Below are 12039 nucleotides of genomic sequence, written 5' to 3'. Positions count from 1 at the left end.
GGTCACGCTAGAGGACGTGCTGGAGGAGCCGCTCCGCGGTCCTCCGCACGTCCCGGCCCTCGCTGAGGGCCGTGACCGCCGCGCCGTCGACGACGGCGATGACGAGCTCGGGCGGGCAGTCGATCTCCAGCTGCCGCAGCACCCGGGCCACGGCGCCGTTGAGCCGGTCGCGGCCCGTGCGGTAGGCCGACGTCACCGGCGCGGCGCCGGCGGACGCGATCAGCTGCAGGTAGTGACCGAGCAGCGCGTCCCCCTCCGGCAGGCAGGCACGCAGGATCAGCGCGGTGATCTCGTCCCGGCCCGTCGGCGGGGGCGCCCCCTCGACCGCCTCCGCCACGGCCTCGGCGCGCGAGGCCCACAGCCCGATGTTGATGCGCCCCGCCTCGCCGAGGAGCTCGTCGAGGTTCTCGAAGTAGTACGTCGTCAGCGAGAGAGAGCAGCCGACCCGGCGCGCGACCGTGCGGTGCGAGACGCCGGCGGGCCCCTCCTCGCGCAGGATGGCCGCCGCCGCCTCGGCGATCTCGGCGCGGCGACGCCCGCCCCTGCCCGTGGTGCTCGGGCGGGCGGCGGGTGCCGGACGGCCCACGGTCGTCATCTCGTCTCCTCCGCGGGGGCGTCGGGCGTCCCCGTCTCTGCTCTGTGCCCCGCCGCGCCGGGGCGGACGCCACCGACGCCGGCGACCGCCGTCAGATACCTGGCGACGACCCCGGCCGCGATGGTCGAACGGGTCCTGGTCAGGACCGTCGCGTTCCCGGCAACGGTAGCGAGGATCGGGGCGATGCGAGCACGCTCGATCGCCGCCGCGACCGCCGGCGCGCCACCCGGCGCGGTCGTCAGGACCACCAGGTCCTCCGCCGTGACGATCCGCCGGACGAGTCCGTGCAGGACGCGCCCGAGCGGCGGCTCCCCGGCGTCGACGAGGACCGGCGCCGCGACCGGGACGGTCCTCTCCTGCGTCGCGCTGCTCACAGGGCACCGTCCGGCAGCACCATCGTGCCCATGTCGTCGTCGGTGAAGATCTCCAGCAGCATGGAGTGCTCGAGCCGGCCGTCGATGACGTGGGCCTGGGGCACGCCGGCGCGGACCGCGTGCAGGCACGCCTCCATCTTCGGGGCCATCCCGGACTGCAGCCCCGGGAGGATCTCCGCCAGCTCGGACACCGAGACCCGGCGCAGGATCGAGGAGCGGTCGGGCCACCGGGAGTACAGGCCCTCCACGTCCGTGAGCACCACGAGCTTGCGGGCGCCCAGCGCGACGGCGAGGGCCGCGGCCGCGGTGTCGGCGTTGACGTTCAGGACGTGCTCGGGATCGCCGATGTCCGGCGCGACGGTGGAGATCACCGGGATGCGGTCCGCCGCGAGCAGGTCCTCCACGGCCTGGGGGTTGACGGCGACGACGTCACCGACCATGCCGACGTCGACCTCCTCGCCGTCGACCAGCGCCCGCCGGCGCCGCGCGCGGAAGAGCCCGCCGTCCTCGCCCGAGATGCCGACGGCGTGCGCGACCTGGGCGTTGAGCAGGCCGACGAGGTCGCGCTGGACCTGGCCGGTCAGGACCATGCGGACGACGTCCATGACCTCAGGCGTGGTGACCCGCAGGCCGCCGCGGAACTCCGTGGCGATGCCGAGCCGGTCGAGCATGCGGGAGATCTGCGGCCCCCCGCCGTGGACGACGACGGGCCTGAGCCCGACGCGGTGCAGGAACAGCACGTCCTGGGCGAAGGCCCGCTGGAGCGCCGGGTCGACCATGGCGTGGCCGCCGTACTTGATGACCACCCGGCCGCCGGCGAAGCGCTCGAGCCACGGCAGGGCCTGGATGAGGACCTCGGCCTTCTGGTCCGGGCGCAGGTCGCGCTCCGTGCTGAACTGCGTCCGCTCGATGTGGGCGATGCTCATGGATGGCACCCTTCAGACGGCTCGGTGGCCGAGGATGAGTTTGCGCGGGCGGCGGGACGACGCGGCACGCGACGGCGTCGGGGCGGGCGCCGTCGTCGAGGCGGGCGCCGTCGTCGAGGCGGGCGTCGTCGTCGGGGCGGGCCCGGCCGCGACGGCGACCGACGCGCGGAGAGCGGGGTCCTTCCGGGTCAGCAGGTAGTAGACGGTGCCCGAGCTCAGCCCGGCGGCGAGCCAGGACAGGTCCAGCCCGTGCAGGGCGTCGGAAACCGGCCCTTGCAGCACCGGGACCATCCCGTGCATGAACAGCCAGGCGGACACCAGCCCGGTCCCGAAGGCCGCGAGCGCACGCCAGTCGACGTCGCGCAGCCGGGACGTCCCCACCGGGTCGAAGTGGTGGCTGAAGTCGGTGGAGCTGCGGTCCAGCACGAAGTAGCGCACGCCGACGATCGCCCCCCAGGTGGCGGTCCAGCCCACGCAGGCGGACAGCCAGGCGTCGAGCGACCTCGCCATGTCGTCGGAGAAGACGAACGCCGTGACCGCGCCCATGGCCGCCACGCCGACCCCGATGTTGATCGCGCGCCGGCCGAGGCGCACGTCGAGGCTCTGGAGGGTCACGGTGAAGGTGTAGATGTTCAGGATGTTCGTCGCGATCGGCCCGTGCAGCACCAGCAGCAGGACCGGGATGGCCATCGCGCCGAAGTTGTCGACGATGAGCTGGCCGGGATCCACCGACCCGTTCGTGGTGGCGAGCGTGGCGCCCAGCAGGCCGAGCCACAGGACGGGCAGGATCTGGCCCCCTGCGCTGGCGAGGTAGAGCTTTCTCCGGGGCACGGCGGTGCTGACGAAGCGGGAGTAGTCGGAGGCGTACCCCAGCCACGTCAGGCCCCAGCCGACGCCGATGGCGGTCATCACGCCGGACATCGCGACGATCCGGTCCCAGCCGGTCAGCGCACCGGTGGGCGGGCCGGCGTAGGACCAGTCGATGTCCATGAAGAACCACGCGGCGATCGACATCGCGACGAGGATGGCGATCGTCGGCGGGACGGTCCACCTCTCGAACGTGGAGATCGCCCGGTAGCCGAAGAGGGCGATGGTCACCTGCAGGCACATCACGGCCGCGGCGACGGCGAACTTCCAGCCGTAGTTCGTCAGCGTCGGGTCGACCAGGCCGATCTTCCCGAAGAGTGCCATGACCAGGTCCAGCACGATCCAGGTGTTGACCGCGCACCAGCCGATCACCACCGTGCACTGGATCAGCGCCGGCAGGTAGTTCCCGCGGCGGCCGAACACGCCGCGCCCGAGCACCATGCCGGTGACGCCGCTGCGCTGACCGAGGAGGACGAAGAAGCCGAAGACCACCATGCCCAGGACGTTCCCGACCGCCAGGACGGCGAAGGTGTCCCACAGCCCCAGCCCCATGTTGATCCCCAGGGCGCCGAGCACCCAGTTGATCGGGGCGATGTTCGCGCCGGCCCAGATCCAGAACTGGCCGCCGACCTTCGTCGTGCGCCGCTCGTCCGGGATGGGCTGCAGGGTCTCCTCCACGTCGCCGCGTACGTCACCCACCTCGGCCTCGCCGGCGCAGGGAGCGCCACGCGCGTGTCGGAGCACGGTCCTCACATCCCGAACTCGTGCCGCACGGCCGCGACCATCCCGGCGGCGGCGCGGTCGAGGAGGATCTGCCCCTTCTCCGCGGTGGCGTCGGCGCCGGAGGAGAGGCAGCCGGACGACGGCGTGACCTCGGGGACGGCGGGCAGGACGTCGTAGCTGGGCAGCACGGCGGGCGGGATGTCGGCCACCCGGCTCATGTCCACCCTGTCGGGGTGGAGCAGGAGCATGAGGGAGGTCTCCAGGACACCCCCGTGCTCCAGGTCCCAGCCGGGGAACCCGTTCGGGTAGAGCTCGGCGATGGTCGCGTCGTCGACGAAGTCCCAGTAGGACAGCAGCATCACCTTGATGTCGCGCACCCCCTCGAGGTGGAGCTCGCGCACCGCGAGGTCGACCCCCTCGTAGAGGAACTGGTAGTTCTCGTAGTGGCCGTTGACGAAGGCCACCTTCCGCACGCCGTGACGGGCGAGCTCGAGCACCAGGCGCTTGGCGATGGAGATGACCGTCGCGGCGTCCATGCTCGTGGTGCCGGTCAGGTGGTTGCCGCCGCCGGAGCGCTGCTGGGACTTGTAGCCGTAGACGATCGGCGCGGCCACGAGCGAGGCCGTCTGCCCGGCGACGGCTCCGGCCATCGCCCGCGAGAGGAGGACGTCGACGTTCATGGGCATGTGCGGCCCGTGCTGCTCGATGGACCCGACCGGGATCAGGATCGGCGCGCCCTGCGCGACCCGCTCGCGGTAGGTGAAGGCGTCCAGCTCCTCCATGTAGACGGTGCCGGGTTCGGTCATCACAGCTCAGCTCCTACGTTCTCCTTGGTGCGCCCGCCCGCCGGCGAGAGCTTCCTGCGCCTGCTGCGCCGCCCGCCGGTGACGCCTCCCTGGGTGAATGCCTCGACGACGTCCGGGGTCCGCCGCGTCGAGATGAAGATCTGGCTGACGCCGCCGGCCACGATCAGCAGGCCGCCCAGCCCCTGCCAGAGCGTCATCGCCTCCGAGAAGAGGATCCAGCCCAGGATGGAGGCCATGATGGTCTCCTGGTAGGCGATCGTGGCGAGCTCGCCGGCGAAGAGGATCTTCGTCGCCAGCGTCATGAAGTAGAACGCGCCGAACCCGGTGATGGTGGCGGCGATCGCGAGGATCACCCAGCCGCGCGCCGTCATCTCCGACAGGTCGGGGCGGCTGAAGACCAGGATGACGCCGATCGTGATCGTGGCGAAGGTGAAGTTGAACCAGGACCGGGTGTTGGAGTCCACGTCCGTGCGGTAGCGGCTGACGAAGAGGTAGAGGCCGTAGGCGACGCCGGAGCCCAGGGCGATGAGGTTGCCGGTCATGTACTGGGGGTCGAGCGAGATGGTGAGCCCGAGCCCGTCGCCCGGGCTGTAGGTGATGATGCCGATGATGATCAGCATGCCGAGGATCACGGCGCCGAGGGAGCCGAACATCGACTTCTTGAAGGGCTCCTTGAGGAAGACCGACGCCAGCACGGTGGAGTACACGGGACCGGTGTAAATCAGGAACGAGGCGTTGGCCAGGGTGGTCATCTGGGTGGAGATCACGTACAGCGCCGAGAGCAGCCCCAGGAAGACGCCGGAGAAGACGATCCCGGGCGTGATCCTGGTGTTCTTCACGTGGACGAAGCGCCGGCCGATCAGGAAGATCAGCGTCATCCCGATGAGCCCGGCCGCGTTGCGGCAGAACGAGATGAACTCGCCCGGGGCCTCGATGTAGCGGGCGAAGGCGCCGATGCCGCCCATGAGCGAGGACGACAGGAACATGAAGCCGAAGCCGCGGAGCTTGAGCTTTCGAACGGGATCCATCGGGACTCCTTGGGAATCACGAGACAACGGGGAGGACGTACCGCGGGGCCCGTGGGCCGCGTGCAGGGCCGGTGGGCCCCCCTGCGGGCCCTGGCCCGGGGTCGGGGCATGCCGGGCCCCGCGGTACGTGGGTGGTGCTGGTCGGGGCCGGGCGGGCGGTTCCGCCCGGCGCCGACCAGGCCGGTGGGTCAGACGCGCGTGGGGTCCTCGACCTGGTTCGGGAAGTAGTCCTCCATCGAGCCCTCGCGGTAGACGTCCGCGGTGGCGCAGTGCAGGCCGCCGCCGAAGGCGTACGCGTCGCGGAACGGCACCGGGATGACGTTCATCCCGAGCTTGTCCATCTGCTCCGCCTGGTAGACCTCGGACTCCTCGACGATGACCGTCTTGTGGTCGAGGACGAGGCAGTTCATCGACAGCCACACGGAGGAGTAGCACAGCGGCGGCGGGTTGTCGTGGGCCGGCTTGGCGGCCTCGACGATCTGCCAGTCGTTGGCCTCGAAGATCTTCCGCTGCTCCACCGGCAGCGGCCGGTGCGGGTTGTTGATGATCAGGCCCGGCCGCAGCGGCACGAAGGTCGCGTCGATGTGGATCGGGTAGGGGTCACCGGGGAAGTTCACGGAGTGCACCCGCAGGTCGGGGTAGTACCGCTTGAACCACTCCATCGCCTTGCGGTTCGTGGTCAGGCCGTGCTGGATGAACAGGTCCTTGCCCATCCGCATCACGTCCGCCGCGTCCCACATGGGCTCGACCTCGGTGGTCACGAAGTCCTTGTTGGCGGTGCGCTCGAGGCGCTCCTCCAGCGAGATCTTCTCGTCGTAGTAGTTGTGCTTGTAGGACTTGTCGGTCAGGCGCGGGCGGGGCGCCTGCGTCCACTTGAACTCGGGGTCGTTCTCGAAGTACTCGTTCATCAGCGGCCAGTAGGCCAGGTACTCGAAGTACCGGCAGCGGAACGAGTTGGCCGAGGCGATGATCTCGTTGCCGATGGTGAGCAGGATGTCGCGGGGCGGCATCTGCGTCATGCCGGACTCGGTGCGGAAGTCGGGGGTCTTGATCTCCTGGTTCCACTGCAGCGGCGTGGGCCGGTCGACCTTGACGCCGTGCTTCTCGAGCACCTTGACGTAGTTGTCGAGCTGCGCGTTGGCCTTCTCCACGGTCTCGGTGGGGCGGGGGCCCCACATCCCGCGCATCTCCGAGTCCACCGGCACCTTCTCCGAGGTGGCCGGCTCCTCCGGGGGGATGACGCTCATGTCGGCGCGGCCCACGATCGCGTGCTTCAGCGGGTCGAAGTCGTTCCACGAGTTGACGATCTTTGGCATCTCAGAACTCACTCCTCGTTCGCGGTGCGCGGGGTCGCGCACCTTCTTCCGTGTGTGGTGCGCGGTTCGCACCTCCCCGCCCCTCCGGGCGGGTCCGTCTGTCCGCCGCGGGTTGGCGGCGGGGTCCTGCTGGGTCGTCATGGCTGGTGCTGCGTCGCGGACATCACCTCGGTCCGGCGCGGTCGGTGGGGGGCGGGACGCTCATGCCCGGCGCACCCTCGTCTCGGGCGGCTGGGGCACGGGCGGGCGGATGTCGTCCGGCCCGCCGTAGTTGCCGCCCGGGGTGATGACGGTGCCCGCGGTGCCGGCGATGATCGCCATGGCGTCCTCGAGGCGGCCGATGGCGGCCATGTCCCCGGTGAGCTCGACGAACCGGCAGGCGGCGTCGACCTTCGGGCCCATGGAGCCGGCGGCGAAGCCCATGTCGCGCATCGCCCCGGGCGTGGACCGGTGGATCTCGCGCTGGCTGGGCGTGCCGTAGTCGGCCATGACGGCGGGGACGTCCGTGAGGATCATCAGCGCGTCGGCCTCGAGGGCCTCTGCCAGGACGGCGGCCGTAAGGTCCTTGTCGACGACGGCCTCGACCCCCTGGAGCTTGCCGAACTCGTTGCGGATGACCGGCACGCCTCCCCCGCCGGCGCAGACGACGACGGCGCCCGCGGACAGCATGGTGCGGATCAGCCGCGTCTCGATGACGCGCTGGGGCCGGGGCGAGCCGACGACGCGGCGGTAGTACCCGCCGTCGGCCTTCATCACCCAGCCACGCTCGGCGGCGAAGGCGTCGGCCTCCTCCTTGGAGTAGACCTGCCCGACGAACTTGGTGGGGTTCTTGAAGGCCGGGTCGCCGGCGAGGACCAGGGTCTGGTTGACGATGCTCGCCACGTGCCGCCCGGGCAGGTTGTTCTGCAGGGCCTGCAGCAGCCAGTACCCGATCATCCCCTGGGTCTGGGCGCCGAGGGTGTCGAACGGGTAGGGCTCGCTGAGGTTGGTGTCGTTGGCGGACTCCAGGGCGAGGACGCCGACCTGCGGGCCGTTGCCGTGGGTGATGACGAGCTCGTGCTCCTCCGCCAGGGACGCCAGGGCCCTCACGGCGGTCTCGACGTTGTGGATCTGGACGGCGGCGTCGGGCCGCTCGCCACGCTTGAGGAGGGCGTTGCCGCCGAGGGCTACGACGATGCGCACGGCTCAGCGCCCCAGGGTGGCGACCATGACCGCCTTGATCGTGTGCATCCGGTTCTCCGCCTGGTCGAAGACGACGGAGGCCTCGGACTCGAAGACCTCGTCGGTGACCTCGAGGGCCTCCATGCCGGTCTTCTGGTAGATGTCCTCCCCCACCTTGGTGCCGCGGTCGTGGAAGGCGGGCAGGCAGTGGAGGAACTTCACGCCGGGGTTGCCGGTGGCGGCCATGAGCTCGGCGTTGACCTGGTAGTCCTTGAGCAGGGAGATCCGCTCGTCCCAGACCTCCTTGGGCTCGCCCATGGAGACCCACACGTCGGTGTAGACGAAGTCCACGCCCTTGACGCCGGCGGCGACGTCGTCGGTGACGGTGATCCGGGCGCCGGTGGTGGCCGCGATCTGGCGGGCCTGCTCGACGATCTCGGGGGCGTTCTGCAGGGCCGCGGGGGCGACCATGCGCACGTCCATGCCGAGCATGGCGCCGGAGATCAGCAGGGAGTTGCCCACGTTGTTGCGGGCGTCGCCGAGGTAGGCGAACGCGATGTCGCCGTCGGCCTTGCCGGAGTGCTCGCGCATGGTGAGCTGGTCGGCGAGCATCTGGGTGGGGTGCCACTCGTCCGTCAGGCCGTTCCACACCGGCACGCCGGACTTGGCCGCGAGGACCTCGACGGCCTCCTGGCTCTTGCCGCGGTACTCGATGCCGTCGTAGAAGCGGCCGAGCACGCGGGCGGTGTCCGCCACCGACTCCTTGTGGCCCATCTGCGAGCCGCTCGGGTCGAGGTAGGTCACGTGGGCGCCCTGGTCGAAGGCGGCGACCTCGAAGGAGCAGCGGGTCCGGGTGGAGGTCTTCTCGAAGATCAGGGCGATGTTCTTGCCGGCCAGGCGCGGGATCTCCGAGCCCGAGCGCTTCTCCGCCTTGAGGGCGGCGGAGAGGTCGAGCAGCGAGCGCCACTCGTCGGGGGTGAAGTCGAGCTCCTTGAGGAAGCTGCGCCCGTGGAGGGGGTGGGGCATGCGGGTCGGCGCGTGCGCCGTCGTGCGGGTGGGGTTGGCGATCCCCGGGTGTACCTGCGACATGTTGTTCAGATCTCCTCTCGGATGGTGGGGCAGCTCATGCACCGCGGACCTCCGCGTCCGCGGCCGAGCTCGGTTCCGGGGACCTCCAGCACCTCGATGCCGTTGGACCGCAGGTAGGTGTTGGTCGCGACGTTCCGCTCGTAACCGACGACGACGCCGGGGGCGACCGCGAGCGTGTTGCAGGCGTCGTCCCACTGCTCGCGCTCGGCGGCGTGGGAGTCCTGCGGGGTGGTGAGGATCCGGATGTCCGCCAGGCCGAGGGCGCCCGCGATGACGCCGTGCATGTCCTCCGCCGGGTGACGGGTGACGCTCAGCTCCTTGGGCGTGCGGCCGGGGCGGATGGAGAGGGAGGGCAGCATGCCCAGCCCGGCGTACTTGGTGAAGGACCCCTGGTCGACCATCGTCATGACGGTGTCGAGGTGCATGAAGGCCCGCGCCTTGGGCATCTCGAGGGCGATGACGTGCTCGGCGGACCCCTCGGCGAACAGCCGGCCGGCGAGGCGCTCGACGCCCTGCGGCGAGGTGCGCTCGCTCAGGCCGACGAGGACGGCGCCGTTACCGATGACGAGGACGTCCCCGCCCTCGACGGTGGCGGCCCCCTCGTCCGAGCCCGTCGACCACACGTGCTGGCCGCCGTCGGCGAAGCGGGGGTGCCAGCGGTAGATGGCCTCGTAGTTGACCGTCTCGCGCATCCGGGCGACCTTGCGCATCGAGTTGATGGCGACGCCGTCGTAGATCCAGCAGGAGGTGTCGCGGGTGAAGAGGTGGTTCGGCAGGGGCGCGAGCACGAAGTCGTCGGTGCGCATGGTGCCGAGGGCGACGGAGTCCGGCTCGACGATCTGCTCGAGCAGCTCACCCTTGGTGATGCCGGCGATCAGGACGCTGGCGAGCGCGGCGCCGTCGAGGTTGTCGGCGTGGTTGCGCAGCGCGTCGATGGCGCCGAGGCCGAAGATCCGCTCGTCGAGGACGCGGTCCAGCACGTGCCGGCGGGCGCTGAGGTTCTCGAGCGTCTCGGCGAGGAGCTCCTCGAGGTAGAGGACCTCGATGTCCCGGTCGCGCAGCACCTGCGCGAACCGGTCGTGCTCCCACTGCGCCTGGCTCACCCACAGCACGTCGTCGAACAGCAGGTCGTCCTTGTTGGACGGCGTCAGCCGCATCATCTCCCGGCCGGGGCGGTGGAGGATCACCTGCCTCAGCGGGCCGACCTCCGAGCCGACCCGGTAGGTCGTGCCACTCGCCGTGGCCGCTACATTCAACGTCATCGTCACTTGCCCTTCGTCTCGTCGTCGAGGACCGATGGCTTGAGCCAACACCTTCCTGCACGGCCGTTCAGGGGACCTTGTACCCAAACTCACAAAATCAGCCGCGAGAAAGTCATTCGGGCTTGCACGCGCGTTCAGTTCTTACGGACGGTGGGCGTCTTCTCCAGGCGCGGGCCCGGGAGCCGGCGACCCGGGCGAGGGCGACCGAGCCGCGACACCGCGAGCGCGGGCGGCAGGCGTGGCGAGCCGGCGGCGACGTCACGTGGAGATTCGCGTCTCATCTGCCGTCCGCAGGCGACAGGGCGATGGCTTATCGGCCCGCCGTGGCATACAACTCGACTGTGAACGACGATCCCGATCTCATCCACGTCGAGGGCACCGACCGGGTGTTCCGGCGCAGCCGCATCCTCGTCGTCCTGCTCATCCCCATCGCGATGGCGCTCGTCGCGGTCTCCTCGATCAACGTCGCGCTGCCCACGATCTCCCACACCCTCGAGGCCACCGACACCGACCTGCAGTGGGTGCTCTCCGGATACGCCCTCACCTTCGGCGTCAGTCTCGTGCCCGCGGGCCGGGCCGGGGACGTCCTCGGCCGCGGCCGGCTCTTCGTCCTGGGGCTGCTGGTGTTCTCGCTCGCCTCGCTGGCGTGCGGCCTCGCCCCGAACCCCGAGCTCCTCAACGTCTCGCGCTTCGTCCAGGGCGTGGGGGCTGGCATGTACAACCCCCAGACGATGGGCATGATCCAGCAGTACTGGCACGGCCTGGAGAGAGCCAAGGCGTTCGCGCTGTTCGGCCTGGTCGTCGCGTTCTCCGTCGCGGTCGGCCCGGTGCTGGCCGGCTTCATCATCCAGACCTTCGGGGAGGAGATCGGCTGGCGGGCGACGTTCGTCATCAACTTCCCGTTCGGGCTGCTGGGCTGCTTCCTCGCGCTGCGCTGGTTCCCCTTCGCCAAGGAGCGCGCCCGGCGGGCCGCGAGGCGGGCCGCGAGGCGGGCCGCGCAGGCCGCGCACGAGGACGCCACGGCGGGCGGCGCGGTCGTCCCGCCCCGGCCGCGCGAGAAGGTCGACCTCGACCCCGTCGGCACGGTGCTCCTCGTCCTGGCCGTGCTGTGCGTCATGCTGCCGTTCATGTCCGGCGGCGGGGCGGCGTGGCTGCTGCTCCCCGCGGGGGCGCTGCTGGTCGTCGCCTGGGTCCTGTGGGAGCGCCGCTACAAGTCGCGGGGGCGGGCGCCGATGGTGGACCTGAGGCTCTTCTCGTTCCCGTCGTTCTCCAACGGCACCGCCGTCGCCGGCACGTTCTTCCTCGGATCGACGTCGATCTTCGTCGTCGTCGCCCTGTACATGCAGAACGGCCTGGGCGCGAGCGCCCTGGAGACCGGCCTGATCGGGCTGCCCAACGCGATCGTCTCCGCCTTCGCGTCCATGTGGGCCGGACGCCGGACCATGACCAGCGGCCGCACCATCATCATCGGCGCGCTGCTGTGCGTGATCACCGGCGTCGGACTCAGCGTGGCCGTGGCTGTGCTGATCGAGCTCTACGGCATCAGCTTCTGGTGGCTGGCCCTCTCCCTGGCGATCACGGGGGCCGGGCAGGGCGGCCTCGGCGCCGCGAACCAGACCCTCTCGCTGGAGGACGTGCCGACGACGTACGGCGGCACCGCCGGCGGGGTGAAGTCCACCGCCGAGCGCATCGGCACCGCCGTCGGCAACGCGATGATCACCGGCGTGTTCTTCGGCTTCGTGGGCGCCGGCGCCTGGACGGCCGGGTTCGCCGCCGCGTACGGGGCGATCGTGGTGTGCCTCCTGGTGGCACTGGTCGCCGCGGTGCACGACCGCAGGGTGTCCGGCGACGGCCCGGCCGCTCCGTCGCCCGCCCGCTGAGGGCGGAGGTCC

11 protein-coding genes are annotated in these 12039 nt (G+C 70.8%); 1 reads left to right on the top strand and 10 read right to left on the bottom strand.

Going from position 1 to position 12039, the window contains the following annotated elements; genetic code table 11:
• Positions 1-7: 7 nt before the first annotated feature.
• From ABD774_RS13475 to ABD774_RS13430, 10 genes are all read right to left on the bottom strand, one after another.
• On the bottom strand, positions 8-595 hold the full coding sequence (locus tag ABD774_RS13475) for a TetR/AcrR family transcriptional regulator (RefSeq protein ID WP_345042085.1): 588 nt from the start codon (positions 593-595) through the stop codon (positions 8-10).
• Positions 592-969 (bottom strand): hypothetical protein, encoded by a 378-nt coding sequence (locus tag ABD774_RS13470; protein WP_345042082.1) that lies wholly within the window; start codon positions 967-969, stop codon positions 592-594. The genes ABD774_RS13475 and ABD774_RS13470 overlap by 4 nt, the downstream gene beginning before the upstream one ends.
• Positions 966-1895: an acetylglutamate kinase gene (argB, locus tag ABD774_RS13465; RefSeq protein WP_345042080.1), complete on the bottom strand. Its 930-nt coding sequence runs from the start codon at positions 1893-1895 to the stop codon at positions 966-968. Before argB ends, ABD774_RS13470 begins: the two co-directional genes overlap by 4 nt.
• Positions 1896-1907: 12 nt before the next feature.
• Positions 1908-3461, bottom strand: coding sequence for a purine-cytosine permease family protein (locus tag ABD774_RS13460; protein ID WP_345042078.1), 1554 nt, complete (start codon positions 3459-3461; stop codon positions 1908-1910).
• 50 nt (positions 3462-3511) lie between these two features.
• Positions 3512-4291, bottom strand: a complete 780-nt coding sequence (locus tag ABD774_RS13455) for a creatininase (RefSeq protein ID WP_345042256.1) — start codon at positions 4289-4291, stop codon at positions 3512-3514.
• Positions 4291-5319 (bottom strand): DMT family transporter, encoded by a 1029-nt coding sequence (locus tag ABD774_RS13450; RefSeq protein ID WP_345042076.1) that lies wholly within the window; start codon positions 5317-5319, stop codon positions 4291-4293. The genes ABD774_RS13455 and ABD774_RS13450 overlap by 1 nt, the downstream gene beginning before the upstream one ends.
• A gap of 188 nt (positions 5320-5507) precedes the next feature.
• Positions 5508-6635, bottom strand: a complete 1128-nt coding sequence (locus ABD774_RS13445) for a serine/threonine protein kinase (RefSeq protein ID WP_345042073.1) — start codon at positions 6633-6635, stop codon at positions 5508-5510.
• A gap of 201 nt (positions 6636-6836) precedes the next feature.
• A complete protein-coding gene (arcC, locus tag ABD774_RS13440; RefSeq protein ID WP_345042071.1) occupies positions 6837-7817 on the bottom strand; it encodes a carbamate kinase in 981 nt (326 codons plus the stop codon).
• A gap of 3 nt (positions 7818-7820) precedes the next feature.
• Positions 7821-8822 (bottom strand): ornithine carbamoyltransferase, encoded by a 1002-nt coding sequence (argF, locus tag ABD774_RS13435; RefSeq protein WP_345042253.1) that lies wholly within the window; start codon positions 8820-8822, stop codon positions 7821-7823.
• Between the two features lie 68 nt (positions 8823-8890).
• A complete protein-coding gene (locus ABD774_RS13430) occupies positions 8891-10147 on the bottom strand; it encodes an arginine deiminase (protein WP_345042069.1) in 1257 nt (418 codons plus the stop codon).
• A gap of 341 nt (positions 10148-10488) precedes the next feature.
• Between ABD774_RS13430 and ABD774_RS13425 the strand changes: the two genes are divergently transcribed.
• On the top strand, positions 10489-12027 hold the full coding sequence (locus ABD774_RS13425; protein ID WP_345042066.1) for an MFS transporter: 1539 nt from the start codon (positions 10489-10491) through the stop codon (positions 12025-12027).
• Positions 12028-12039 lie beyond the last annotated feature (12 nt).

Origin of the sequence: Georgenia daeguensis, from assembly GCF_039537705.1 — a bacterium.
Taxonomy (GTDB): Bacteria; Actinomycetota; Actinomycetes; order Actinomycetales; family Actinomycetaceae; genus Georgenia; species Georgenia daeguensis.
The sequence above is the reverse complement of the archived record's forward strand: the minus strand, read 5'-3'. Positions and strand labels throughout refer to the sequence as shown.

What these genes read in the sequence shown, in the direction of transcription:
- ABD774_RS13475 (WP_345042085.1), bottom strand. Translation starts at nt 595, where the DNA reads ATGACGACCGTGGGCCGTCCGGCACCCGCCGCCCGCCCGAGCACCACG.
- ABD774_RS13445 (WP_345042073.1), bottom strand. Translation starts at nt 6,635, where the DNA reads ATGCCAAAGATCGTCAACTCGTGGAACGACTTCGACCCGCTGAAGCAC.
- argB (WP_345042080.1), bottom strand. Translation starts at nt 1,895, where the DNA reads ATGAGCATCGCCCACATCGAGCGGACGCAGTTCAGCACGGAGCGCGAC.
- argF (WP_345042253.1), bottom strand. Translation starts at nt 8,822, where the DNA reads ATGCCCCACCCCCTCCACGGGCGCAGCTTCCTCAAGGAGCTCGACTTC.
- ABD774_RS13430 (WP_345042069.1), bottom strand. Translation starts at nt 10,147, where the DNA reads ATGACGTTGAATGTAGCGGCCACGGCGAGTGGCACGACCTACCGGGTC.
- ABD774_RS13455 (WP_345042256.1), bottom strand. Translation starts at nt 4,291, where the DNA reads ATGACCGAACCCGGCACCGTCTACATGGAGGAGCTGGACGCCTTCACC.
- ABD774_RS13450 (WP_345042076.1), bottom strand. Translation starts at nt 5,319, where the DNA reads ATGGATCCCGTTCGAAAGCTCAAGCTCCGCGGCTTCGGCTTCATGTTC.